We start from the raw sequence: 25457 nt of genomic DNA, 5'->3' as shown, positions 1-25457 counted from the left end.
AGTCGGTATTCACGCAGGGATGAGCGGCGCGGCCTCGACCTGGCCCGCCAGCATGGCGGCGACCTCGCCGGGCGGCAGCGGCCGGGCGAACAGGTAGCCCTGGGCCGCATCGCAGCCCATCGCGCACAGGTCGGCCAGCTGTTCGGGCGTCTCGACCGCTTCCGCGATCACGTCCATGCCCAGCCGGTGCGCCATCGCGACAATGGCTTCGGCGATCGCGAACGAGCGCCCGCACTTGCCGGCGGCGGCGCCGGCGCCGAGCCGGCGCACGAACAGGCCATCCATCTTGAGGATGTCCACCGGCAGCTCGGACAGGTAGTTCAGGCTCGAATAGCCGGTGCCGAAATCGTCGATCGACACCACCACGCCGGCCTGGCGCAGCCCGTTCATGACGGTGCAGTTACCCGCCAGGTCTTCGATCAGCATGCCCTCGGTGATCTCGAGGTCGAGGCAGTGCGCCGGCATCCCGGTCTCGCCGAGGATGGCCAGCACCCGCGCCGGCAGGCCGGGCTCCTTCAGCTGGCGCGCCGACAGGTTCACCGCGGTCTTGATCTCGGGCAGTCCGGCCGCGCGCCAGGCGCGGTTCTGCAGGCAGGCGGTGCGCAGCGCCCAGTCGCCGATCGGCACGATCATGCCGGTTTCTTCGGCCAGCGGAATGAAGCGGCTCGGCGCGACCCGGCCGTACACCGGATGCTGCCAGCGCAGCAGCGCCTCGACGCCCACCACCCGGCGCGTCACCAGGTCGATCTGCGGCTGGTATTCGAGGAACAGCTGTCCCTGGACCAGGGCCTCGCGCAGGCCGTTCTTCAGCGCCAGCCGCTCGCTCTGCGGCTGCACGGTGTCGCCCGAGTACACCTGCACGCTGTTCTCGCCCCAGCGCTTGGCCCCGCGCATGGCAATGTCGGCGCGCTTGAGCAGCGCATCGAGGTCGCAGTCGGCCGCCGGGTACAGGGCCACGCCCACCGCCAGCGTTACGAAGCACTCGCGTCCCGCCACGTTCAGCGGCAGGCCGAAGCGGTCGAGGATCTTCTCGGCCACCACCTGGGCGTCGGATTCGAAACTCAGGTCTTCCAGCAGCGCGATGAATTCGTCGCCACCCCAGCGCGCCACGGTGTCGGAATCGCGCAGGCAGCGCCGGACCGCCGCCCCCGCCTGGTTCAGCAGGTCGTCGCCCGCCTCGTAGCCCAGTTCGTCGTTGATCTCCTTGAAGCCGTTGATATTCAGGAGCAGCAGCGCCACCAGGCGGCGGTTGCGGTTGGCCCGGTCCATCGCATGGCGCAGGCGATCGCGCAGCAGGTTGCGGTTGAGCAGCCCAGTGAGCTGGTCGCACTGGGCGCCGTCGATCAGGCGCGCGGGGCTCGTTGCCGACCGCCGTCCGCCCCCCTGCCCCGCCGGCCTGGCCACCACCGGCAGGTGCTCATCGTCGTCGTGGCAGTGCACCCGGTTGCGCCCCAGCGACTTGGCCACGTACAGCGCCTCGTCGGCGCGCCCGATGGCCTGGGCCACGGCTTCGCCCAGCCGGTATTCGGCCACGCCGACCGACACCGTGAGCGTGATCTCGCTGCCGTTGTCGTGGCAGCGCAGGCCGGCGATCACGCGCCGCACGCGCTCGGCCAGCACCACCGCGTCCGGTGCGGGCGTTTCGGGCAGCATCAGCAGGAACTCCTCACCGCCATAGCGCCCGAAGGCATCGGTGCCGCGCACCTGGCCCTGCACGGCGTCGGCGAAGCTGCGCAGCACCAGGTCACCGGCGGCGTGGCCGTAGTTGTCGTTGATGCGCTTGAAGAAGTCGATGTCGAACAGGCACAGGCAGAACGGCCGGCCGTTGCGGTCGCTGCGCTCCTTCTCGCGGTCGATCAGGCCAAGCAGGAAGCGGCGGTTATGGCTGCCCGTGAGCTCGTCGCGGATCGCCAGCTCGTTGATGGTGGACAGGGCGCGCTGCAGCTTGACGAAGCCTTCGGTCTTGGTCAGCTCGAACAGCAGCACGAACACCAGCACCACCACGTACAGGCCGAGGTTGCAGATCAGGTGCAGCAGCGGCATGTCGAGATTCGGCGCCGGCGGCACGGCGCGGCCGAAGGCCGGCAGGCCCCAGATGACGGCGGCCGCGGCGCAGCTCATCGCCAGCCAGGACACTCCGCTGGCCACGCCGCCCAGGAACATGGCGACCACCGGCGCCGTGATCAGCCAGCTAGCGGTGGGCGCGTGGATGCCGCCCAGGTGCCAGGTCAGCCAGGTGAAATTGAAGAACAGCGCGCACAGGAACAGTTCGCGCGCCAGCGCGATGCTGCCGCTCAGTCGCAGGACCAGGGGGGCCATCAGCATCACCACGCAGCAGGCCAGGATCTCGACCGCCGCCAGCTCGAGGCCGAGCAGCCGGTAGGCCAATGCGTACAAGGGTCCCGCGGTGGCCGCCATCAGGGCCGCGTTGACCACGTTCTCGGCGCGGGCAAGCACACTGGCGTCCTGCCGCAGCCTGACAGGGACGAACAGGTGGGCCGCGTCCAGGTAACGCCCGCCCCACCGCCGCTCTCTGATGTCGCTCATCCGGGATTCCCATGCGCCACAGTCCAACAATGAGTGTAAGTAGGATATTTCCCGGAGGCTTTATTCTCGGACAGAAAGTCGCTGGAAACATCCGGGATGGATAGACTGCGGCGCAGGTATTTACGGACCGAACCGTGCCCCCTACAATGCCACTAAGACAACTCCGGGTCCGTCTCGATGCCAACCCAGCAGTCTCCAGCCCCTCTGCACGACATTATCGAGTCCGCCGTGGACCTGGCCAGGATCTGCCTGCGGATGGACGTGGCCTTCATCTCCGAATTCAGGAACGGCCTGCGCATCTTCCGCCACATCGCCGCCGACGGCGAGCTGCCGGTCCAGCCCGGCCATGCCGATCCTCTATCAGAAAGCTATTGCCAGCACATCATCGACGGATCGATCCCCTCGATCGTCGACGACAGCCATATCTATCCCATCCTCAAGCGCCTGGATTGCACCGAGGCCATGCGCATCCGCGCCCACCTGGGCGTACCGATCCGGCTCTCGGACGGCTCGGTGTTCGGGACCTTCTGCTGCTACAGCCGCAGGCCGAGCGCGAGCCTGCGCGAGGTCGACGTCGAGGGCATGGCGCGCTTCGCCCGCCTGATCGCGGACATGCTGGAGCAACGGGTCCTGAACGAGCGGGCGCACGAAGAGGCCAGCCTGCGGCTGTCGGAGGTGATCGATGGCCGTGCACTCGCCATCGCCTACCAGCCGATCGTCGCACTGGCCGACGGCACGATCCTCGGCTACGAGGCGCTGTCGCGCTTTCCCGCTGTCGCGGACAGGGGGCCGGCGCAGTGGTTCGACGACGCCCACCGCGTCGACAAGGGCAGCGAGCTGGAACTGCTGGCGATCGAGCTTGCCCTGGGGAGCCTGGCGCAGCTGCCGCCGAGTGCCTACCTGTCGCTGAACGTATCGCCGCAGACCATCCTCGGCAGTGCGCTGGCAAGGCGCCTCGGCGCGGCGCCGCTGGACCGGCTGGTGCTGGAAGTGACGGAGCACGCGCCGGTCGAGGAGTACGCGGCGATCGCAGCCGGCCTGGATGGCCTGCGCCGGGGCGGCCTGCGCCTGGCCATCGACGACGCCGGATCGGGCTATGCGAGCTTTCGCCACATCCTCCAGCTGCGGCCCGACATCATCAAGCTCGACCAGAGCCTGATCCGCCAGATCGACCTCGATCCGGGACGGCGCGCACTTGCTGCGGCGCTGACAATGTTTGCCCGCGATACCGGCTGCGACGTGGTCGCGGAAGGGGTGGAAACGGATGCAGAGCTCGGCGTGCTGCGCGGGCTCGGCATCAAGGCAGGACAGGGTTACCTTTTCGGACGGCCGGCGCTGCAGAACTGAATCAGCCGCCCGCCTCGTCCAATGCTGTCTGGCGCTCGGCGTGGATGCCGAAGATGGTGCCCGGGACATCCAGTTCGCGTTCGGCCATCGCGCGCAGTTCGTCATTGGCAAGGCCATCCAGCAGCGCGCGACGCAGGGCGTGTGCTTCATCTTCCCGCTGCAGCCCACACAGTACGGCGATGGCAATGCGGACATCCTTGGTCAGGTTCGACAGCTCTGCTGCCAGCCTTGGCGCCTGCCGGCCAGGCGGAAACAGCGGCATCGACTGGGCATTCACATTCACGTCGCGCAGCAGTGCGAGCGGGTCGCCGCGGTAGCGCTCCCCGAGCGCGAAATCGCCTGCCTCGACAATTGCTTCCAGCATCCGGTACGCGTCACGGCGCGCCAGGGCCGGATCACTGGCTTCAAGTTGCAGAAACACCGCCCGGGTAGCGCCAGGATCCTCGAGCGTGCGGTTCATCTCGACCATCAGCGCTACACGATCGGCGCGCTGGAAGTGCATGGGGTCGTGAGGAGCGCTACCCACATGGTATTCACCTGCCAACAGGCGCCGGGCCTGTTCGTCACGCGCCCGGGCCAGGGCCTCGGCCGCCGGCGGGTACTTCTCGATCAGCATCTTCCATTGGAACAGCGTCATGAAGTAGTCCGTGCGCGCCGGCGCAGGCAGCGCCTCGGTCGCGGCGTACAGCTCCTGCAGGTAAGCCAGCAGTTCGCCGTAGCGCTCTTCGGCGTCCAGGGTCTGCATGCGCTGCATCTGCGCCTGGATCTGTTCATCCATGTTTCAAGCCCGTTTGCTCAAACGCACGCGCAATCAGTCGTTCTTGACGACGATGCTCGGGAACTTGCTGGTCATGTCCTTGGCCTTTTCGGCCACCTTGACGGCGACCTTGCGCGCGATCTGTTTATAGATGCTCGCAACCGGACCTTCGGGATCGGCGACCACGGTCGGGCGGCCCGAATCGGTCTGCTCGCGGATCGACAGGGTCAGGGGCAGCTTGCCGAGGAAGTCGACGCCGAAGTCCTGGCACATCTTCTCGCCGCCGCCTTCGCCGAAGATCGATTCGTGGTGGCCGCAGTTCGAGCAGATGTGGGTGCTCATGTTCTCCACCACACCGATGATCGGAATGCCGACCTTCTCGAACATCTTGAGGCCCTTGCGCGCGTCCAGCAGCGCGATGTCCTGCGGGGTGGTGACGATCACCGCGCCCGTGACCGGCACTTTCTGCGACAGGGTCAGCTGGATGTCGCCGGTGCCCGGCGGCATGTCGACGATCAGGTAATCGAGCTCGTTCCAGTTGGTCTGCTCGAGCAGCTGCTGCAGCGCGCCGGTGACCATCGGGCCCCGCCAGACCATCGGCTCGTCCGGGTCGATCATGAAGCCGATCGAGGACACCTGCACGCCGTGGTTTTCGAGCGGTTCCATGGTCTTGCCGTCGCGGCTTTCAGGGCGCGCGTTAATCCCCAACATCATCGGCTGCGAGGGGCCGTAGATGTCGGCGTCCAGGATGCCGACGCTGGCGCCTTCCGCGGCCAGGGCCAGCGCCAGGTTGACGGCGGTGGTCGACTTGCCCACGCCGCCCTTGCCCGAGGCGACCGCGATGATGTTCTTCACGTTCGGCATGACCTTCAGGCCACGCTGGACCGCGTGCGACAGGATCTTGCTGTAAACCTTGACGGTCACGTTGCCGATACCCGGCAGCGCGCGCACGCCGGCGACCACGCTGTCGCGGATCGACGCGACTTGGCTGGCTGCCGGATAGCCCAGCTCGACGTCGAGCGCGACGTCGTTTCCGCTGAGCTTGATGTTCTTGATGGATTTGGAAGAAACGAAATCCTTCCCGGTGTTAGGATCGATGACCGCCGACAATGCCGCCTTGACGTCGTTCTCTGTGATGCTCATGTGTTTCTCCAAGGTGATTGGGGCGAAGTGTAGCGCAAAATGCCGCGCACTTCTTGTTGCTTTGGCAAACCTCGGCATTACCCCCTGCGCATGTAGGGCCTTCGGCTGTTAAAATGCTTCTTTTCATATAACCACACACGCTTCGACCATGACCCGCAAGCTGTTCGTCACCACCGCCCTGCCCTACGCCAACGCTGCCTTCCATATCGGCCACATGATGGAGTACATCCAGGCCGACATCTGGGTCCGCTTCCAGCGAATGCAACGCGATAATGGTGTCCAGCGCCAGGTGCACTTCGTCTGCGCCGACGACACCCACGGCACCCCGATCATGATCGCCGCCGAAAAAGAAGGCATCACGCCCCAGGAATTCGTGGCCAAGATCGCTGCCGGCCGCCCGCAGTACCTGAACGGCTTCCATATCGCCTTCGACAACTGGTATTCCACCGATTCGCCGGAAAACGTCGAACTGTCGCAGGGCATCTACCGTCAACTGCGCGACGCCGGCCTGATCGTCACCAAGACCGTCGACCGCTTCTACGATCCGGTCAAGGGCATGTTCCTGGCCGACCGCAACATCAAGGGCGAGTGCCCGGTCTGCCACGCCAAGGACCAGTACGGCGACAACTGCGAAGTCTGCGGCGCCGCCTACCAGCCGACCGAACTGATCAATCCGTTCTCGGTGTTCACCGGCTCGACCCCGATCCTGAAACCGTCGGAACAGTATTTCTTCAAGCTGTCCGACCCGCGCTGCTTCGCTTTTCTCAAGGAATGGCTGAACACCCCGGGCCGCCTGCAGCCGGAAATGGTCAACAAGGTCTCGGAATGGCTGGGCGAATCCGGCGAAAAGCTGGCCGACTGGGACATTTCGCGTGACGCGCCCTATTTCGGCATCCCGATTCCCGATGCGCCGGGCAAGTTCTTCTACGTGTGGCTGGACGCGCCGGTCGGCTACCTGGCGTCGCTGAAGAACTATTTCAGCAAGAAGGGCATCGACTATGAAAGCTTCCTGAACGACCCGGCAGCCGAGCAGGTCCACTTCATCGGCAAGGACATCGTCTCCTTCCACCTGCTGTTCTGGCCGGCGATGCTGAATTTCTCGCACCACCCGATCATCGAAAAGCTGAAGGTCGCGGTGCACGGCCACCTGACCGTCAACAACGAAAAGATGTCGAAGTCGCGCGGCACCGGCATCTCGCCGCTGCGCTACCTCGAGCTGGGCATGAACCCGGAATGGCTGCGCTACTACCTGGCATTCAAGCTGAACGCGAAAGTCGAAGACCTGGACTTCAATGGCGAAGACTTCGTGGCCCGCGTCAATAGCGACCTGATCGGCAAATACATCAACATCGCCAGCCGCTGCGCCGGTTTCATCGCCAAGAAATTCGACGGCAAGCTGGCCGACACGCTCTCAAGCAACGCCAAGGGCTGGATCTGCAAGGCCCTGATGAACGAGGGCGCCGAACGCCAGGCCAGCATCGCGGCCGCTTTCGAAGCGCGCGAGTACGGCCGTGCGATGCGCGAGATCATGGAGATCACCGACATCGTCAACCAGTACGTGGACGAGAACAAGCCCTGGCTGCTGGCCAAGGACGAATCGAAAACCGCCGAACTGCACGACGTCTGCACCACGGCGCTGATCCTGTTCCGCCAGCTGAGCATCATGCTGTCCCCGGTGCTGCCGCAAGTCGCTGCACGCGTCACCGAGTTCCTGGGCGATGGCGAACTGAGCTGGGCCGACACCCACGGCGCCGCCGTCTACGAGACCATGCTGGGCCGCACGATCGGCGCCTACAGCCACCTGATGCAGCGCGTGGATGCGAAGATGGTCGAGAACCTGTTCGACAAGCCTGCCGCACCGGCTGCCCCTGCCGTCGTGTCTGATGCCAGTCTCGCGGTAGCGGCGCTTTCCCCGGCGGAAGACGATGCGGCCGCACCGGCAGCCGGCGATATCGAAGCCTTGGCCCCGGAAATCTCGATCGACGACTTTACGAAGATCGACCTGCGCGTGGCCCGTATCGTCAACTGCGAACACGTGGAAGGCGCCGGCAAGCTGCTGCGCCTGACCCTGGACGTGGGCGAAGGCCGCTACCGCAACGTGTTCTCGGGTATCAAGTCGGCCTACAAGCCGGAAGAGCTGGTCGGCAAGCTGACCGTCATGGTCGCCAACCTGGCGCCGCGCAAGATGAAGTTCGGCGTGTCGGAAGGCATGGTGCTGTGTGCCTCGGCAGCCGACGAGAAGGCCAATCCGGGCCTGTACCTGCTCGATCCGATGCCGGGCGCCACCCCGGGCATGCGCATTCGCTAAGCAATGCCAGCGGGCTTGCCCCTTGCGCAAGCCCGTCCCTGCCAGCCGCCAAAATCAAACTCGCGCTGATTCCCAGCGTTATAATGGCGTGTTTTTTCTGAAACTAGCGCCGCTGCGTTCACGCCGGCATGCCCTCTTCAGACCATACAAGATAGGTAGATAATAAGATGACCGAATTCACCCCTCTCCGCCATATCCCGGACGCCAATGTGTTCCGCAAAGGCGACGTCTTCGTCCTGTTCGGCGAACTGTTCGGCCGCGGCTATGTGAATGGCCTGATCGACGAGGCGCGCAAGGCGGGCATGACCATCGTCGGCATCACCGTCGGTCGCCGTGACGAGAGCGGCGCGCTGCGCGCCCTGACCGCGGAAGAACACGCGGAGGCGGAAGAGAAGCTGGGCGGAACGATCATCAATGTGCCCCTGATGGCAGGCTTCGACATGGACGCCCCGGACGGCGAGCAGAACCCGACTGAACTGCTGGCGGACGTGAAGCTGAAGACCTGGCAGGACGACAAGCTGGACTGGGCAAAGATCGAGCGCTGCCGCGAAGCAGGCGTGCGCCGCTTCACCACTTCCGCCGCCCAGGCGATGGCCGAGATCGACAAGCTGATCCCGGACGGCGCCAACGTCTTCTTTGCCCACACCATGGCCGGCGGCATCCCGAAGATCAAGGCCTTCCTGGCCATCGCCAACCGCATCTACAAAGGCCGCGGCGAGCGCTTCGAATCCTCGCGCGCCCTGCTCGACAGCGACCTGGGCAAGCTGATCCTGATGAACTTCGACGAAGTCACCGCCAATACCCTCAAGTACCTGATCGATGCGTCAAGCGCGATCCGCGAGCGCGTGAGCAAAGCCGGCGGCGAAGTCCGCTACACCGCCTACGGCTACCACGGCACCGAGATCCTGATCGGCGGCGAATACGTCTGGCAGACCTACACCAACTACACCCAGGGCTATGCCAAGATGCGCCTGGAGTCGATCGCCGAAGCGGCCTGGAAAGCTGGCGTCTACGCCACCGTGTTCAACTGCCCGGAAATCCGCACCAACTCCTCCGACATCTTCGTCGGCGTCGAGCTGTCGCTGTTCCCGCTCCTGACCGCCCTGAAGAAGGAAGGCGGCGGCGCCTGGGCCGAGCAGCAGTGGCAGATCTGCCAGGATCTGCTGGGCGAAGGCACCTCGCTGCAATCGCTGCTCGACAAGATCGAACAGTACAATAACGACGCCACCAGCGCCCACTTCCGCAACTTCGAGGCCTGGCCGATGGACAACACGCCGGCGCTGGCCGACGTCATGATCGGCACCTCGGAGGAGATCACCGGCCTGCACAAGGACAAGAAGGCCCTGATCACCGACCACCTGTCGAGCCTGGTGCTGGAAGGCGCGGGCCCCTTGATGTTCCATGGCGCATCGGAAAAGATCGCCCCGGTGCTGTGGCTCAGCCACGACATCATCGCGCGCCAGCTGAACGAACTGCACAAGTAAACTTGACGTGAACGCTGCCGGGAACAAGAATCTGCCCGGCACCTTCCTTACCTCATTCTGGAAATCATGTTTTTCAAGAAACAACACTCGCTGTACGAATCCGAGCACACCAAGTTCATCAATGAACTGAAATCCAAGACCCCTGGCATGGAAGAGCGCCAGGTCGAAGGCCGCTCCCTGCTGTGGGACAAGGCCCCGCTGTCGCTGGACGAGCAGGAGCGCATCAAGCAGTCGCGCCTGCGCCAGCAGGCTTACCCGTACCAGACCAAGGTCTGAACCCGAGGGACCCGTCCTGATGCTGCCCGAGCAGGCGGCGCCGCAGTCGGAAGACGCGACGCCGGCCGATCCCCCGCAGGATGGGACGCCCCTGCCCCCTGACGACGCCCAGCTGGCCGACGCCCAGCTGAATGCTGCGGCCGATGCGGCCGAGGCTGCCATCGCACGCCTGTACGGCGAGCCGCTGACGCGCCTGCCGAACGACCTGTACATTCCGCCGGATGCGCTCGAGGTCTTCCTCGACGCCTTCGAAGGTCCACTCGACCTGCTGCTGTACCTGATCCGCAAGCAGAACTTCAACATCCTCGACATTCCGATGGCGCAGGTAACCCTGCAATACCTGGAATACGTCGAGCAGATCCGCCAGCGCAACCTGGAACTGGCCGCCGAGTATTTGCTCATGGCGGCGATGCTGATCGAGATCAAGTCCCGCATGCTGCTGCCCAAGCGCCAGGACGACCTGGTCGAGGACGTCGGCGACCCGCGCGCGGAACTGGTGCGGCGCCTGCTCGACTACGAGCAGATCAAGTCGGCCGCCGTGGCGCTGGGCGCCCTGCCGCAGGAAGGCCGCGACTTCGTGCGTCCCCAGCTGTTCGTCGAGCAGTCGCTCCAGCCCGCCCTGCCCGACGTCGATCCCTGGGACCTGCAGCGCGCCTGGCTCGATGTGCTGCGCCGCGCCAAGCTGACCCAGCACCACCGGATCAGCCGCCAGGAACTGTCGGTGCGCGAGCACATGTCGGCCATCCTGCGCACCCTGCAGTCGCAGCGCTTCGTCGAATTTTCCGAACTGTTCGCAGGCCAGCACACGATTCCGATCGTGGTTGTACACTTTGTCGCCATGCTCGAACTAGCGAAGGAAACCTTGATCGAGATCACGCAGGCCGAACCCTTCGCGCCGATCTATGTGCGCCTGGCCTATTCCCCGGCTTGATTGGCCGGTTACCTTATTAGCTTCTATTACCCATGAAAATCATTTCCTCCATCGACGACCTGCGCGACCAGCTGCACGGGCAACTGCGCACCGCCTTCGTGCCGACGATGGGCAACCTGCACGAGGGGCATCTCTCGCTGATGCGCCTGGCGCGCAGGCATGGCGATCCGGTGGTCGCCTCCATCTTCGTGAACCGCCTGCAGTTCGGCCCGAACGAGGATTTCGACAAATACCCGCGCACCTTCCAGGCCGACGTCGAGAAACTGGAAAGGGAAGGCGTCTACGTGCTGTTCGCTCCGACCGAGAAGGACATGTATCCGGAACCCCAGGAATACCGCGTGCGCCCGCCGGACGGGCTGGGCAACACCCTGGAAGGCGAGTTCCGCCCCGGCTTCTTCGAGGGCGTGTGCACCGTCGTGACTAAGCTGTTCTCCTGCGTGCAGCCGCGCGTGGCCGTGTTCGGCAAGAAGGATTACCAGCAGCTGATGATCGTCCGTAACATGGCGCGCCAGCTGGGCCTGCCCACCGAGATCATCGGCGCCGAGACCTACCGCGCCGACGACGGCCTGGCCCTGTCCTCGCGCAACGGCTACCTCTCCAGCGAAGAACGGGCGGAAGCGCCGGTGCTGTACCAGCAACTGAACGGCGTGGCGGAAGCGATGCGCGCCGGCGAGCGCGATCCGCTGGCCGTCGAGCGCCGCGCGATGGAGCACCTGGCCGCACGCGGCTGGAAACCGGACTATGTCTCGATCCGCAAGCGCATCGACCTGCAGGCGCCGAGCGCGGCCGACCTGGAAGCCGGCACACCGCTGGTGGTGCTGGCCGCGGCCAAGCTGGGCAATACGCGCCTGATCGACAACCTGGAAATTTGAGGTAGCAGGAAGCAAACTTTGCTTGCAGAATTGCAATATCGGTAAGACTGGCTTTATACTTGACGTGCGCGGCAATTGCTCACTGCACAGCCGCGCCTAACCAAGGACTCCGCCGTGAACGAAACCGCCGCTCCCCTCAACCGCAAGGGCCCGCCGAAGCAGTCGGATGCGCTCAGCCGTATCGGCAGCACCGCCGAGCCGCATGAAATGCGCGACCCGTTCGACATCGGCGAGGCGCTCACCGCTCTGTCGCTGTCCGGCGAACCGGTCACCGTGTTCCCGGCCGGCTGGATCGAACCGCTGATGGCGCGCATCGAGTCGGTCGATCCGGAACTGCCCCATTTCGTACTCGACTTCTCGGGCAGCGAGCGCCCGCCGGCCGGCAAGGCCACGCTGGTGGCTTCGCTCGGCGGCAACGCCAAGCTGCAGTTCGACCTCGACCAGTCCTGGAAGCCGACCCCGGACAACCGGATGCACGTGGCGGCCGAATTCCCGCCGTCCTGCCTGGTGCTGAACCGCCGCGCCGCGCGCCGCGTCGAGACCCCGGTGGGCGTGCACTACATGGCGAGTTTCCGCGTCAAGGGCACCCAGGTCGAGCTGCCCCTGTACGACTTCTCCCAGGGCGGCGTCGGCCTGCGCGCCACGCCGGAACAGTGCTTCGGCCTGCATGTGGGGAAAAAGCTGGAAGGCGTGCGCCTGGAGTTGGGTCCGAACCTGGTGGTCATGGCCGACCTCGAAGTGCGCCTGCTGCGGCCCTTCCGTACCTTCCTGCTGGGCGAGCAGGTGCAGGTGGGCTGCAGTTTTGCGAGTATCTCGATGGAGCTGCAGCAGACGCTGGAGAAGTTTGTAACGACCGGGGCGGTGGAGCGGCGCGCTACGGCGCGGTGATGCGCTAGCGGTTACGGAACGAACTTGGGCGGAACAATGCCAGTGGGATTGTTCCGGCCTTCGCCGGAACGACGGTTTTCAGTCAACGGTATAGAAACCGCTGCCTCTGCTTAACCGAAACGGAATCGACGTCATCCCGGCGCAGGCCGGGATCCAAGGTGCTTTAACCTCTACGCCGCCACGCTCTGCGCCCACGCCAGCGCCGACAAATGCGCCTTGTTCACATCCAGCGGACTGATATCGAGCGACTCCGCCAGCGACGCCACCAGGTTGGAATTGAGCTCGCAGGCCTCGGCCAGCGCCAGGTAGGGCCCATACTTGCCCTCGCGTCCGATCAGCGCCCTGACCACCTCTTCCGGCAGTGGCACCGTCTCCAGCACTTCCTTCATCGGCAGGCCCAATAGACGGTCGAGCAGCGAGAACATGCCCGCCACGAACAGGTTCTCGGCCTCTCCGCGCAGCGCCTTCATGCCGAGCAGCTCGGCCAGGCGGCCGCGCACCACCGCGGTTTCCATCAGCACCGGCGAGAAGCCGCTGGTGCTGGCGGTGGCCAGCAGCAGCACCAGCCAGCGGTACAGCGGCGCGTAGCCCATCAGGGCGATGGCCTGGCGCAGCGACTCTACCCGCCGCGCCGCGCCGAAGCCGGCCGAGTTGATGTAGCTGAGCAGCTTGTAGGTCAGCGCCGGATCGCGCTTCAGGACGTTCTCGATCTTCGGCACGTCCTCGTTGTTCTGCACCATTTGCATCAGCTGCAGGATCGTGCTCTGGGTCGGATTCATGCCCTTGACCGGATTGCCCGGACGCGGGGTCAGGTGCAGCTTGCCGACAAAGGAATCAAGGCCGAGCGCGGCGCAGGCGTCAAAGTCGGCCCAGGTGGCGACAGGACGGCCCACCATGCGCACCGCGGCGTTCTTGGCGGCGGCATAGGTGCGTGCCTGGGTGGCGACGTCGGCGCCGGCGAACTGCACCTCGACATAGGAGGCATAGGGAGACAGGTTGCGGCCCAGCAGGTTCAGGTCGGCCCCGCGGATCGACACCCCGACCCCGCCCACGCGCACCGCCTGCACGGCAGCGCGCACATCGGGATCGGTCAGGCGGCGGATGTTGAGGGTGAGGACGGTCTTTTCCGGCGGCAGCGCATGCAGCGCATCCAGCGAGAGCATCTCCGGGACGGCATCAAGGAACAGGAGCTTTTCGCGCAATAGCCAGCCATGCTCGGCATGGTTGACGTGCTCGGCGACGAAGCCGACCAGGTCTTCCAGCTCCTTGTCGGTTGCCACCTTGCCGTCGTGGTGCTGCCACGACAGCTCGTAGCCGATGACGCGCTGCTTGGGATCAAGCAGCGGTTCACGAACGATGAAATTGGTTTGGTGCATGTGGGCGCGGAGTAGAAACTGGACGAGCACGCGGCCCGGCGTGCATCAAAAACCGAGACTGTCGAGCAGGTCGTCGACCTGGCCCTGGTCGGCTACTACTTCACTCTTGCCTTCCGGGTTGATCTGCGGACCGTTCAGCAAGCCGTTGTCCAGCTCGCGCTTGATCTCGCTCGGAGCGAAATCGATCAGCACCTGCACCAGCTGCTTCTCGAGGTTCTGGGCAATGCCCGTGATGCGGCCGATCACCTGGCCGGTCAGATCCTGGAAGTCCTGGGCCATCATGATGTCCATCAGCTGGCTGCGGGTCGCAGCGGCGCCGATGCGCGACTCGTTCAGGCCGGCGATCGTACGCTGCGCTAGCGCACGCCACTCGGCGTCCGACGCACCCTTGTCCAGCAGCGCCTGCCAGGAGCCGGCCAGCTCGCTCGACCGGGTCTCGATCGCGTCCTGCACGGGACCGGCGGTGTCGGTGGCGTCCAGCACGCGCTTGGCGGCCTGTTCCGACAGGCGGGCAACATAGTCGAGGCGGTCGCGCGCATCGGGGATGTCGCTCGCCGCTTTCTCGATCAGCTTGTCGAGGCCCAGACCGCGCAGGTTTTCGTGCAATGCGCGGGTCATGTGGCCGATCCGGCTCAGGACCTCCTCGTGGGAGCCTTCCACCTGGACAGCAGTCTGCTCCATCATGTCAGCCCTTGTCCATCTTTTCGAAGATCTTGTTGAGCTTCTCGTCCAGGGTGGCGGCCGTGAACGGCTTGACCACGTAGCCGCTGGCGCCTGCCTGCGCGGCCGCGATGATGTTTTCCTTCTTGGCTTCGGCGGTCACCATCAGCACCGGCAGCTTGGCCAGCGCGGGATCGGCACGAATATTCTGCAGCATGGTCAGGCCGTCCATGTTCGGCATGTTCCAGTCCGAGACCACGAAGTCGAACTGCTCGCTGCGCAGCTTGGCCAGGCCCATCACGCCGTCTTCCGCTTCGTCGACATTGGCATAACCCAGTTCTTTCAACAGATTCCGGACGATGCGACGCATCGTCGAGAAATCGTCAACAACCAGAAAACGCATCTTTGGATCAGCCATGAATTACTCCGTTTTGAAACTTGTACTTTGGTTTAGTGGATGGAGACTGCAACAGCCTCCAGAATAGCATTTTTGTTGCCGTACGGCGATAAAATGGCAGCAATACAACCGCATCCGGATCAAACACGCAACGCTCGGCTGCCTTGCAGGGCCAGGTGCTCGAGCACCATGCGCGGCAAAGCCTGCAAACTGCCCGTTTCGTGGGCAGCACCGATCGCAATCGCTTCACGCGGCATGCCGAACACGACACAGCTCGCCTCGTCCTGCGCGAAATTGTGCGCTCCGGCATTGCGCATGTCCAGCATGCCCGCCGCGCCGTCCTTGCCCATGCCGGTCAGGATAACACCAACGGCGTTCTTGCCCGCCGCCTCGGCCGCACTGCGAAACAGCACGTCCACCGAGGGCCGGTGCCGGTTGACCGGCGGGCTTTGTTCGATCTTCGTCATGTAGTTGGCGCCCGAACGCGTAAGCAGCAGGTGTGAATGCCCGGGGGCGATATAGGCGTGGCCCGGCAGTACCCGCTCGTTGCCCTGCGACTCGCTGACACTGATCTTGCACAGCGAATCGAGGCGCTTGGCGAAGGAGCTGGTAAAGCCTTCCGGCATGTGCTGGGCGATCAGGATGCCCGGGCAGTCCGACGGCATCTGCATCAGGAATTCGCGGATCGCCTCGGTGCCGCCGGTGGAGGCGCCGATGATGATCAGCTTTTCCGAAGAGATGAGCGGGCTGCGCAGCGCCGACAGCTGCGCCGTGGGCACCGCGCCCGGCACCGCACGCTTGATGCGCGCGCGCGAGGCGGCGCGGATCTTGTCGGCGATGAGCTCCGTGTATTCGCGCATCCCGGTCTGGATCGAGATCTTCGGCTTGGTCACGAAGTCGACCGCGCCCAGTTCCAGCGCCCGCATCGTGATTTCCGAGCCGCGCTCGGTCAGCGAGGACACCATCAGCACCGGCATCGGGCGCAGGCGCATCAGCTTTTCCAGGAAGTCTAGGCCGTCCATCTTCGGCATCTCGACGTCGAGCGTGAGCACGTCGGGGTTGTGGCGCTTGATCAGGTCGCGCGCGACCAGCGGATCGGGGGCCGTGGCCACCACTTCCATGTCCGGTTGCGAGTTGACGATTTCGCTCATCACGCTGCGGATCAGCGCAGAGTCGTCGACGATCAGTACCTTGATTGTCATGAGTCGTCCCTTTCAGGTCTTTATTGTTATTTATAACTGGGTCAAACGCGTCAGAACAGGTCGATGTCGCCGCCGACCGGCTCGACCTTGAGCCGCTTGGCGTAATCGAGTTCGCGTTTTGCCAGCGTGTCGTTCTGGGTCTGCATCAGCTTCTTCACCAGCACCTTGCCGGTCTTCGGGAAGAAGTACACCTTGCGCGGGTAGATGTCGTTCAGGTCCGAGGCCAGCACCGGGATGCGCTCGGTCTTCAGGAAGTCCGTCACGAAGGCCGCGTTGCGCTCGCCCACGTTCATCGCCGTGAAGCCGCGCAGCACCGCGCCGCCGCCGAACACCTTGGCTTCCAGGTGCTCGCGCCGCGCGCCCGCCTTGAGCAGGTCGTTGATCAGGATCTCCATCGCAAAGCTCCCGTAGCGCATCGAGGCCGACACCGGGCTGCTGCCGTCGCCGCCATCGGGCAGCATGAAGTGGTTCATGCCGCCCAGGCCCGTGATGCGGTCGCGGATGCAGGCCGACACGCAGGAGCCGAGCACGGTCACGATCAGCATGTTCTTGCCGGTGTAGTAGTACTCGCCCGGCAGGATCTTGGCCGCGTCGCAATCAAAGGTGCGGTCGTAGTAGACGTTGGTGGCAAACTGGTTGTTCATGTCGGTGTCCCAGGCGATCAGCGGCGCGCGGCCTGGTCGAGTTCGTACACCGTCTTGCCGCGCAGGCGCAGCGCATCCGACACGTACAGGAAGTTTTCGGAGTGCCCGGCAAACAGCAGGGCGTGCGGCTTCATCAGGGGCACGAAGCGCGCCAGGATGCGGCGCTGGGTGTCCTTGTCGAAGTAGATCATCACGTTGCGGCAGAAGATCGCGTCGAACTGTCCCTGTACCGGCCACTCGCCCGCCAGCAGGTTGAGCTGGCGGAAGCTGACCAGCTGGCGCAGCTCCGGCCGCACCCGCGCCATGCCAGCGTTGGCGCCCTTCCCTTTCTGGAAGAAGCGCTTGAGGCGCTCGGCGCCCACCTTGTCGACGCGGTCCATCGGATACACGCCGTTCTCGCCGGTGGCGAGCACGTTGGTGTCGATGTCGGTGGCCACGATCTGCACCGGCGGGGTGAGCGTGTTGAAGGCCTCGCAGGCCGTCATCGCGATCGAGTACGGCTCTTCGCCGGTGGACGCGGCCGAGCACCAGATGGTGAGCGGCGCGCCGTCGCGGCGGCGCAGCGCCTGCAGGTGCTCCGCCAGCAGCGGGAAGTGGTGGGCCTCGCGGAAGAACGAGGTCAGGTTGGTGGTCAGCGCATTCGTGAAGGATTCCCACTCGCTCGCCATGCGGCCGGCCTCGAGATCGTCGAGGTAGCGCGCGAAGGACTGGATGCCGGTCGCGCGCAGGCGCCGCGCCAGGCGCGAGTAGACCATCTCCTGCTTGCTGTCGGCCAGCGAGATGCCGGCGCGCTGGTAGATCAGCGCGCGGACCCGTTCGAAATCACTGCGTGTGAAATCGAATTCCTTGACCGTATCGGTTCTTTGCTGCGGCACTTGCTTGCCTCTTTCTTGCTGTGCGCCCGGTCGCCCGGGCTTTCCCATTTCCTGATGCTCGTGCCGGAACCGGTGGAGCGGTGGCTTACGCCGCCAGCTTGTCCATCAGGCCCATCTCGCTCGACGACATCAGCTTGTCGATGTCGACCAGGATCAGCATGCGCTCGTCCACGGTGCCCAGGCCGATCATGTAGTTGGTGTCGAAGGCGGTGCCCATTTCCGGGGCCGGCTTGATCTGGTCCGGGGTGAGCGTGGTCACGTCCGACACGCTGTCGACCACCATGCCCATGATGCGGCCGGCGATGTTCAGGATGATCACGACGGTGAACTGGTCGTACACCGGGGTGCCCAGCTTGAACTTGATGCGCATGTCCACCACCGGGATGATGATGCCACGCAGGTTGATCACGCCCTTGATGAATTCCGGTGCATTGGCGATGCGGGTCACCGCTTCGTAGCCGCGGATTTCCTGCACCTTGAGGATGTCGATGCCGTATTCCTCGGAGCCGAGGGTGAAGGCCAGGAATTCGCTGCCAGCGCCTTCGTTTGCGCCTTCCAGCGGCTTGTTGTTCTGTACAGTAGACATGTTCACGTCCTTGGTTGGTAATGATTAAACGGTTGCGTCGTCGAGCAGCTGGCGCGAGGATCGCACCAGCGCAGCCACGTCCAGGATCAGGGCGACGCCGCCGTCGCCCAGGATGGTGGCGCCCGAGACGCCGGCCACCTTGCGGTAGTTCGCTTCCAGATTCTTGACCACAACCTGCTGCTGCCCCACCAGTTCGTCGACGAACAGCGCGGCCTTCTTGCCTTCGGTCTCGAGGATCACCACGATGCCTTCGCTCGGGTCGGTGATGCGCGGTGTGATGTCGAACATCTGGTACAGCGGGATCAGCGGCAGGTATTCGCCGCGCACCTTCAGCACACGCCCGCGGCCGGCGATGTCGCGGATATCTTCCGCCGTCGGCTGCAGCGACTCGACCACGAAGGACAGCGGCAGGATGTAGATCTCGTCGCCGCTCCTGATCGACATGCCGTCCAGGATGGCGAGCGTCAAGGGCAGCGAGATCGAGATCGTGGTGCCGAAGCCGCGTGCGGAGCGGATGTCCACGGTCCCGCCCATCGAGGCGATGTTGCGCTTGACCACGTCCATGCCCACGCCGCGGCCGGACACGTCGGTCACCTGCTCGGCGGTCGAGAAGCCCGGCGCGAAGATCAGCTGCCAGACTTCCTCGTCCGTCATGTTCGGCGACACCGCCAGGCCGTTCTCGCTGGCCTTGGCCAGGATGCGGTCGCGGTTCAGGCCACCACCGTCGTCCGACACTTCGATCACGATGTTGCCGCCCTGGTGGCCGGCCGACAGGAACAAGCGCCCTGCTTCCGACTTGCCGGCAGCCACGCGCGCGGCCGGCATCTCGATGCCATGGTCTATCGAGTTGCGCACCAGGTGGGTGAGCGGATCGACGATGCGCTCGATCAGGCCCTTGTCCAGTTCCGTGGCGGCGCCGTTGGTGATGAAGTCGACCTTCTTGCCGAGCTTCGACGCCAGGTCGCGCACCATGCGCGGGAAGCGCGAGAACACGAAGTCCATCGGCATCATGCGGATCGACATCACCGCTTCCTGCAGTTCGCGGGTATTGCGGCCCAGCTGGCTGATCGAATTGAGCAGGCGCTCGTGCGCCATCGGGTCAAGGTTGCCGCTGCGCTGCTCGAGCATGGCGTTGGTGATCACCAGTTCGCCGATCAGGTTGATCAGTTGGTCGACCTTCTCCACCGAGACCCGGATCGAGGACGATTCGGCATGCGGATCCTTCTTGGCTGCGGCCTTCTTCTCGGCGGCCAGCTCGGACAGTTCGATCGGGTCCGGGCGCGTTTCCTTCACCGGCGGCGGCGCGGCTTCGCTGCCGATACCGGCCGCGGCGCGGATCTGTTCGATCGGCTGGAAGAAGCCGTAGCCGCGCTCGTCGTCCGACAGTTCATCTTCCCTGGCCGCGCCGGCCTCGGCCTCGTCGTCGAAGTCGAAGAAGCCGTAGCCCTGCTGCTCCTCGATGCGCTTGCGCTCGGCCGCCTCGATGGCGCGCTGCTCCGGCGTCAATGCCGGGGCCTCGAAGATCTTCAGGTCTTCCGGGTCGAGCACGAAGGAACAGATCGCGATGATGTCGTCCAGGCTCTCATGGGTGGTAATGATGATGGCGCTGCGCCCGCCTTCGAGCGGCGTGACCTTCACGCGGCCCATCAGGCCGAGTTCATCGACCAGGGCGCTGATGTCGCGCTGCTCCACCGGCGGCAGTTCGATCTTGTAGCGGTGCGCGCCCTCGGTGGGGTGATGGTTCTTTGCGTCCGCCGTGAGGTAGGACGGCGCCACCACCGGCGCCTGCGGCACCAGGCCCTCGGCCAGGTCGTGCAGCACCATGCGCACGTTGGCGACCGCTTCCTGGTCGACACTGGCGCCGTGACGGTGGCCGTCAAGCTGCATCTTGAGGCTGTCCTTGGCCGCCAGGAAGGCGTCCACGTGGTTCGAGGTCAGCGCCATCTCGCCCTTGCGGATGCGGTCCAGCAGCGACTCGAGCACGTGCGTGACTTCGCTCATGTCGGTGAGGCCGAAGGTCGACGCCCCGCCCTTGACCGAGTGGGCGGTGCGGAAGATGGCGTTCAGGTCTTCCGGGTCCGGCGCTGCCACGTCGACGCCCAGCAGCAGCCGCTCCATTTCGGCGAGCAGTTCCTCTGCCTCGTCGAAAAAGACCTGGTAAAACTGGCTGATGTCGATCGTCATGATGAAATCCGTTCTGAAGCCTGAAGCATCATGGCATCAGCCAATGACTTTCTTGACTACTTCGATGAGACGCTGCGGATCGAAAGGCTTGACCAGCCAACCATTGGCGCCGGCGGCGCGGCCCTTGGCCTTCATCTCGTCGGACGATTCGGTGGTCAGCATCAGGATCGGGGTCTTGGCGTAGGTCGGCAGCGTGCGCAGGGTCTTAATCAAGGACAGGCCGTCCATGCGCGGCATGTTCTGGTCGGTCAGCACCAGGTCCACGCCCTGCAGCTTCGCCTTCTCGAGGCCATCCATGCCGTCGACCGCCTCCACGACGTTGTAGCCGGCGGCCTTCAGGCTAAAGGCCACCATCTGGCGCAGCGAACTGGAATCGTCGACCGCGAGAATCGTTTTTGCCATGTTTTGCTCCTGCTGTTTTAATCCCGGACTGTTCCGGTTGAATGTTGAGTGGCTAAATAGTTGTGGCCAGCGGACTCAGAAGAGCTCGATGTCCCCGCTTTCGAGATGATGCTGGTCCACCGACTTGCGCAGCATGCTGCGCAGCTCGAGCGACTGGATCGCCAGCGCCATGCTGACCTTGCCCAGGCGTTCGACGATTTCCTCGCTGTCGGTCTCGGGCGCGATTTCCGCGCCGTGTTCGCTGAGCGTGCCGAGGAATTCGCGCAGCCCGGCCACGCGGCGCAGGGTGCGGTCGATCAGCTGGCTGGTCATGTCCTGGAACTGCATGCTGGTGATCGCCGTGTTCACGTGCTGGCCGATCTCGCCCGACATGTCTGCCAGGTTCGCGCTGTCTTCCGCGCTCGGCGTCTCGCCCGCCAGCAGGCGGTTGATCGCTTCCTGGCGCGCGCCGACGGCGGTGTGGATCGCCATGAAGCTGCTGGTCAGCTTGTCGATGGCTTCTTCCAGCAGCAGTTCGGTCTGCAGCAGATCGGTCTCGACTTCATTCAGGTGGCGCCGCCCGTGGATCGCCACCCCGGACAGGAGGCGCTTCACGTGCGAGCCCAGTATCTTTTTTCTTTTCATTCGGGTCCTCCTGTCCTGGCTACTTCGCGCCTGCCGCGGCGACCGCCTCGGCCGCTGCCGCGGGTTGCTGCGCCGGCACCTCGAGGTTCGCCGCGTCGCGCTGGACGGCTTCCTCGGTGCGCTTGTTCATCACAATGATGCTGATGCGCCGGTTGATCGGGTTGAACGGATCGGTGCGGTCGAGCGGCGCGGCCGAGGCCAGGCCCACCACGCGCAGCACCTTGTCGTCGCCCAGGCCGCCGCGCACCAGTTCGCGGCGCGAGGCGTTGGCGCGGTCGGCCGACAGTTCCCAGTTGCTGTAGCCGGCATCGCTCGGATACGGCGTCGAGTCGGTATGCCCCGACAGGCCGATCTTGTTCGGTACTTCGTTCAGGACCATGCCGATCACGTTCAGGATGTCCTTGGTGTACGGCTGCAGATCGGCCCTGGCCAGGGCGAACATCGGGCGGTTCTGCTCGTCCACGATCTGGATGCGCAGGCCTTCGCTGGTGATGTCGAGCAGCAGCTGGTTCTTGTATTTCTTCAGCAGCGGGTTGACCTCGATGACCGATTCGATCTTCGATTTCAGCGACTGCAGGCGGTCGGCCTCGGCTTTTGCCACCTGCGCCTTGGCCGCTTCCAGGTTGTAGGTCTTCGAAGTCGGGTCGATATCGCCCTTCTTGACCTGGCCATTGCGGCGGGTCAGGTCGGTGCCGCCGCCCTTGATCACGGACGAAGCATCGCCCGCGCCCGAGCCGCCGGACATCGCCACCTTCAGCGGCGTCTTGAAGTATTCCGAGATGCCTTCGAGGTCGCCCTTGGCGGTCGAGCCGAGCAGCCACATGAGCAGGAAGAAGGCCATCATCGCGGTCACGAAGTCGGCGTACGCGATCTTCCAGGCGCCGCCGTGGTGGCCGCCGGCCACCTTCTTGATGCGCTTGACGACGATGGGACGCATGTTGTCGTCAGCCATGGTCCCCTCGTCTGTGCTGGTTGATCGGATGAAGCGGCATCACGGCTTACTTCTTCTTCTTGATGTGCTCTTCGAGCTCGGCGAAGCTCGGGCGCTCGGTCGAGTACAGCACCTTGCGGCCGAATTCGACGGCCAGCGCCGGCGCGTAGCCGTTCAGGCTCGCCAGCAGGGTCACCTTCACGCACTGGAACATCTTGGTCGATTCTTCCAGCTTCTGTTCCAGCACGTTACCCAGCGGGGAGACGAACGCATAGGCCAGCAGGATGCCGAGGAAGGTACCGACCAGCGCCTTCGCGATCAGGATGCCCAGTTCGGCCGGCGGCAGGCCCACCGACTCCATGGTGTGGACCACGCCCATCACGGCCGCCACGATACCGAAGGCCGGCAGGCCGTCGCCCACCTTGGCGATCACGTGGGCCGGGATCGCGCCTTCGTGGTGGTGGGTCTCGATCTCGTTATCCATCAGGTTTTCGATCTGCATCGCGTCCATGTTCCCCGACACCATCAGGCGCAGGTAATCGGTCATGAATTCGATGATGTGGTGGTCGGCCAGCACCGCCGGATACTTGGAGAACAGCGGCGAGGCTTCCGGCGCTTCGATGTCGCCTTCGATCGACATCAGGCCTTCCTTGCGCACTTTCGACAGCACGTCGAACTGCAGCGCCATCAGCTCCATGTACATGTCCTTGGTGTACTGCGAGCCCTTGAAGATGCTCGGCAGGGCTTTCATGGTCGCCTTCACCGACTTCATCGTGTTACCGACGAAGAAGGCGCCCGCGGCCGCACCGCCGATCATCAGGAGCTCGAGCGGCTGCCAAAGCGACGCGATGTGGCCGCCGGACCAGACGAAGCCGCCGAACACGCAGGCGCAGACGACGATGTAACCAATAATGACTAACAAGGAATTCCGCTCCAGATAAGCCGGGAATGGACCGTCCGGCTGGCTCTATCAAAATAGTGATTTCAAGCAAAGTTGACGCAAGGAACCACTCTAGCCGGAGAACGGCCCAGCGGCAAGCAAAAAGGCCGGTTTTGTCGCCTAAAAGTGCCAGATATCGAGGGCGGGGCCGCCCTCTGTGGGATAGACGGTACGGTTCGGTAAACGATCGTTAATGCCGAATTCGTAACTGACAAGCAGCGCGCCCGGCCGCATTTCACATTTGGCCTTGCGCCACAGGGCGTCCATGGCGGCTGGCGACAGGTAGGCGAACACCAGGTCGTAGTCGGCAAAATCGAGGCGGTGGTAGTCGCCGCGGATGAAACGCGCCCGGCTTCCAGCCAGGCGTGCCCGGACGCTGCTCACCAGCCAGGGCAGCGGCGCCAGCTCGATCCCCGTCGCATCGACGCCGGGGCGGCGCGCCATGTCCAGCACCAGCCCGCCCAGGCCGCTGCCGATATCGATCACCCTCGCCTTCCCATCCGGCAGCAGGCGCGCTACCTCCTCCCACACGCGCCGGTTGGATGGGTAGTACGGCACCTGGGTCCGGTAGGTCGACCAATAGAGGAGAAGCAGGAACAGGAACACGGCCAGGAAGACCGGCGGCGGGATGTCCAGGCGGGAGGCGCCGACGAGCGCCAGCGGGAACAGGAACTGAATCAAGCGCCACCAGGCGGCCAGGCCGCGCCACCACGTCAATACGAGCGCGAAGGCGCCCTGCAGCAGCGCAACGCCGGCATAGGACATCGGGATGCCGCTGCTGGCCAGCAGCCAGGTCGCGCTCAACGTCAGCGGAACGGCGGCGACCTGCAGCAGCAGGGCCGCGACGGCAGGCTTCACTCGCCGCCGTTGGCCGCAGCTTCTTTGGCCTTGCGGGTCTTGCCGGCGCGCGAAGGCATGTGGCACAGACCGCACAGGTAGCCGGCGTTCAGGTCGAGGGAGTTGACGACGAACTTGCCCTGGCATTTCTGGCAGGAGGCCAGCACCAGCATATTGCTCTGGAAGAAACGTACCAGGGTCCAGGCGCGCGTGAGCGAGAGCAGCGGCTCTTCGCCCGGCTCGGGCGGCATCTGTTCGAGGTAGAGTTTGTACGCCTTCATCACCGCCTGGATGCCGGTAGCGCCGGCATGCTCGACCAGGAAGTTATGGATATTAATGAAGAGCGAGGAATGGATATTCGGCTGCCAGGTCAGGAACCAGTCGGTCGAGAACGGCAACATGCCCTTGGGCGGGGAGACGCCCTTGAGTTCCTTGTACAGCTTGAGCAGGCGCTCGCGCGACAGCGAGACTTCGGTTTCGAGCAGCTGGAGGCGCGCCCCCAAGTTGATCAGTTCGATCGCAAGCTGGATTTCCTGGGCTTCCGAAACGACGCTTTTCTTGCTCATGTGCTGCTCCCGCCTGTGTTACTTCTTGATGGGCGATCCCGACGGGACCGCGTCTGGCAGGATTTTATACGATCTCTTCCACAGGCTGGCCGGCCATCAGGATGGCGGCGTGCGACTGGGCCAGGCTGCGTTCCTTGGTGTGGCTGGTCAGCATCGACAGGATGGCAGTGTCGTCGAAGCGGAAGCGGGCCAGCATCATATTGCCGCTTGCCAGCTTCAGGATCTGGGCGTTGCTCATGCCTTCGATCAGCTCGGCGATGTCAGCGGAGATGCCGAGACGGAAGATAGCGGTGACTTTGTCGGCGCGGATCATTTGCTGGGCCAGCATCAGGTAGCTCAGGTTCGCGTCGCGGATTTCAGCCATCATGTCGTTCATCGTCATTTTCTATCTCCGGGGTTCCGTTGGTTCGGCGACTTGCGTGTTGCCGATGAGATAGATTCTGACCGTGGGGCAACTTTTGAGGAATTGGACAAAGTCTGTATTTTTCGTCCGGGAACGACTGACGTGACCCGTAGGAGTTTGTCTGACAAACCCGCTTGGATCACTCTGGCGCCCCTATGAAGAAGGGGCTTGGGAAGGTGCCGGGAAACCGGCCAAATTGTGGTGCGCGACGCTGCTTCTGTCGTGCGCTTGATACGGTTTACGTCAAGCTTTTGGAGAACTTTAGGGTTTTCGCAAA

At 64.3% G+C, this 25457-nt stretch carries 25 protein-coding genes; 7 read left to right on the top strand and 18 right to left on the bottom strand.

Annotated elements, in window-relative coordinates:
* Nucleotides 1-9: 9 nt before the first annotated feature.
* Complete coding sequence (locus tag LK539_RS16440; RefSeq protein ID WP_227802145.1) at nucleotides 10-2547, bottom strand: diguanylate cyclase; 2538 nt, start codon at nucleotides 2545-2547, stop codon at nucleotides 10-12.
* A gap of 177 nt (nucleotides 2548-2724) precedes the next feature.
* On the opposite strand from LK539_RS16440, the gene LK539_RS16435 reads away from it, so the two are divergent.
* Nucleotides 2725-3894 carry an EAL domain-containing protein gene (locus LK539_RS16435; RefSeq protein WP_227802144.1) on the top strand — a complete coding sequence of 390 codons (1170 nt, stop codon included), beginning with the start codon at nucleotides 2725-2727 and terminating at the stop codon, nucleotides 3892-3894.
* A gap of 1 nt (nucleotide 3895) precedes the next feature.
* Here LK539_RS16435 and LK539_RS16430 read toward each other — a convergent pair whose 3' ends face one another.
* Nucleotides 3896-4672: a hypothetical protein gene (locus tag LK539_RS16430; protein ID WP_227802143.1), complete on the bottom strand. Its 777-nt coding sequence runs from the start codon at nucleotides 4670-4672 to the stop codon at nucleotides 3896-3898.
* A 33-nt stretch (nucleotides 4673-4705) separates the two neighbouring features.
* Nucleotides 4706-5794, bottom strand: coding sequence for an iron-sulfur cluster carrier protein ApbC (apbC, locus tag LK539_RS16425; RefSeq protein ID WP_227802142.1), 1089 nt, complete (start codon nucleotides 5792-5794; stop codon nucleotides 4706-4708).
* A gap of 148 nt (nucleotides 5795-5942) precedes the next feature.
* Here apbC and metG point away from each other — a divergent pair, with 148 nt between their 5' ends.
* The 6 genes from metG to LK539_RS16395 all read left to right on the top strand — a co-directional run bounded on the left by metG (nucleotide 5943) and on the right by LK539_RS16395 (nucleotide 12553).
* A complete protein-coding gene (metG, locus tag LK539_RS16420) occupies nucleotides 5943-8102 on the top strand; it encodes a methionine--tRNA ligase (RefSeq protein ID WP_229520785.1) in 2160 nt (719 codons plus the stop codon).
* 167 nt (nucleotides 8103-8269) lie between these two features.
* Nucleotides 8270-9586 carry a hypothetical protein gene (locus tag LK539_RS16415; protein WP_227802141.1) on the top strand — a complete coding sequence of 439 codons (1317 nt, stop codon included), beginning with the start codon at nucleotides 8270-8272 and terminating at the stop codon, nucleotides 9584-9586.
* Nucleotides 9587-9652: 66 nt separating this feature from the next.
* A complete protein-coding gene (locus LK539_RS16410; RefSeq protein WP_227802140.1) occupies nucleotides 9653-9862 on the top strand; it encodes a DUF3460 family protein in 210 nt (69 codons plus the stop codon).
* 19 nt (nucleotides 9863-9881) lie between these two features.
* Nucleotides 9882-10793 carry a ScpA family protein gene (locus LK539_RS16405; protein ID WP_227802139.1) on the top strand — a complete coding sequence of 304 codons (912 nt, stop codon included), beginning with the start codon at nucleotides 9882-9884 and terminating at the stop codon, nucleotides 10791-10793.
* Nucleotides 10794-10825: 32 nt separating this feature from the next.
* The gene (gene panC, locus LK539_RS16400; RefSeq protein WP_227802138.1) at nucleotides 10826-11665 is read left to right on the top strand and encodes a pantoate--beta-alanine ligase; all 840 of its coding nucleotides are present in this window, start codon (nucleotides 10826-10828) and stop codon (nucleotides 11663-11665) included.
* 114 nt (nucleotides 11666-11779) lie between these two features.
* Entirely contained in the window at nucleotides 11780-12553 is a 774-nt protein-coding gene (locus LK539_RS16395; protein ID WP_227802137.1) for a PilZ domain-containing protein, read from the top strand.
* A gap of 170 nt (nucleotides 12554-12723) precedes the next feature.
* On the opposite strand, the gene LK539_RS16390 is transcribed toward LK539_RS16395, so the two are convergent.
* From LK539_RS16390 to flhD, 15 genes are all read right to left on the bottom strand, one after another.
* A complete protein-coding gene (locus LK539_RS16390; RefSeq protein WP_227802136.1) occupies nucleotides 12724-13929 on the bottom strand; it encodes an EAL and HDOD domain-containing protein in 1206 nt (401 codons plus the stop codon).
* Between the two features lie 45 nt (nucleotides 13930-13974).
* Nucleotides 13975-14613, bottom strand: a complete 639-nt coding sequence (gene cheZ / locus LK539_RS16385; protein ID WP_227802135.1) for a protein phosphatase CheZ — start codon at nucleotides 14611-14613, stop codon at nucleotides 13975-13977.
* A gap of 1 nt (nucleotide 14614) precedes the next feature.
* A complete protein-coding gene (cheY, locus tag LK539_RS16380; RefSeq protein ID WP_159697806.1) occupies nucleotides 14615-15007 on the bottom strand; it encodes a chemotaxis response regulator CheY in 393 nt (130 codons plus the stop codon).
* A 119-nt stretch (nucleotides 15008-15126) separates the two neighbouring features.
* The gene (locus LK539_RS16375; RefSeq protein WP_227802134.1) at nucleotides 15127-16188 is read right to left on the bottom strand and encodes a chemotaxis response regulator protein-glutamate methylesterase; all 1062 of its coding nucleotides are present in this window, start codon (nucleotides 16186-16188) and stop codon (nucleotides 15127-15129) included.
* A 50-nt stretch (nucleotides 16189-16238) separates the two neighbouring features.
* Nucleotides 16239-16832 (bottom strand): chemoreceptor glutamine deamidase CheD, encoded by a 594-nt coding sequence (gene cheD, locus LK539_RS16370; protein ID WP_227802133.1) that lies wholly within the window; start codon nucleotides 16830-16832, stop codon nucleotides 16239-16241.
* Nucleotides 16833-16849: 17 nt separating this feature from the next.
* Nucleotides 16850-17707, bottom strand: a complete 858-nt coding sequence (locus LK539_RS16365) for a CheR family methyltransferase (RefSeq protein WP_227802132.1) — start codon at nucleotides 17705-17707, stop codon at nucleotides 16850-16852.
* Nucleotides 17708-17792: 85 nt separating this feature from the next.
* Nucleotides 17793-18293: a chemotaxis protein CheW gene (locus tag LK539_RS16360; RefSeq protein WP_227802131.1), complete on the bottom strand. Its 501-nt coding sequence runs from the start codon at nucleotides 18291-18293 to the stop codon at nucleotides 17793-17795.
* Between the two features lie 24 nt (nucleotides 18294-18317).
* Nucleotides 18318-20477 carry a chemotaxis protein CheA gene (gene cheA, locus LK539_RS16355; protein WP_227802130.1) on the bottom strand — a complete coding sequence of 720 codons (2160 nt, stop codon included), beginning with the start codon at nucleotides 20475-20477 and terminating at the stop codon, nucleotides 18318-18320.
* Between the two features lie 36 nt (nucleotides 20478-20513).
* Nucleotides 20514-20879, bottom strand: coding sequence for a response regulator (locus LK539_RS16350; RefSeq protein WP_227802129.1), 366 nt, complete (start codon nucleotides 20877-20879; stop codon nucleotides 20514-20516).
* A gap of 75 nt (nucleotides 20880-20954) precedes the next feature.
* Nucleotides 20955-21503: a chemotaxis protein gene (locus LK539_RS16345; protein WP_227802128.1), complete on the bottom strand. Its 549-nt coding sequence runs from the start codon at nucleotides 21501-21503 to the stop codon at nucleotides 20955-20957.
* A gap of 19 nt (nucleotides 21504-21522) precedes the next feature.
* Entirely contained in the window at nucleotides 21523-22455 is a 933-nt protein-coding gene (gene motB / locus LK539_RS16340; RefSeq protein ID WP_227802127.1) for a flagellar motor protein MotB, read from the bottom strand.
* 46 nt (nucleotides 22456-22501) lie between these two features.
* On the bottom strand, nucleotides 22502-23356 hold the full coding sequence (gene motA, locus LK539_RS16335) for a flagellar motor stator protein MotA (protein ID WP_227802126.1): 855 nt from the start codon (nucleotides 23354-23356) through the stop codon (nucleotides 22502-22504).
* 138 nt (nucleotides 23357-23494) lie between these two features.
* Nucleotides 23495-24232: a methyltransferase domain-containing protein gene (locus tag LK539_RS16330; RefSeq protein WP_227802125.1), complete on the bottom strand. Its 738-nt coding sequence runs from the start codon at nucleotides 24230-24232 to the stop codon at nucleotides 23495-23497.
* Nucleotides 24229-24777, bottom strand: coding sequence for a flagellar transcriptional regulator FlhC (gene flhC, locus LK539_RS16325; RefSeq protein WP_227802124.1), 549 nt, complete (start codon nucleotides 24775-24777; stop codon nucleotides 24229-24231). Before flhC ends, LK539_RS16330 begins: the two co-directional genes overlap by 4 nt.
* Before the next feature lie 64 nt (nucleotides 24778-24841).
* A complete protein-coding gene (flhD, locus tag LK539_RS16320) occupies nucleotides 24842-25159 on the bottom strand; it encodes a flagellar transcriptional regulator FlhD (RefSeq protein WP_027863769.1) in 318 nt (105 codons plus the stop codon).
* Between the last annotated feature and the right edge of the window lie 298 nt (nucleotides 25160-25457).

Source organism: Massilia sp. IC2-476 (assembly GCF_020707295.1).
GTDB lineage: Bacteria > Pseudomonadota > Gammaproteobacteria > Burkholderiales > Burkholderiaceae_D > Telluria.
The sequence above is the reverse complement of the archived record's forward strand: the minus strand, read 5'-3'. Positions and strand labels throughout refer to the sequence as shown.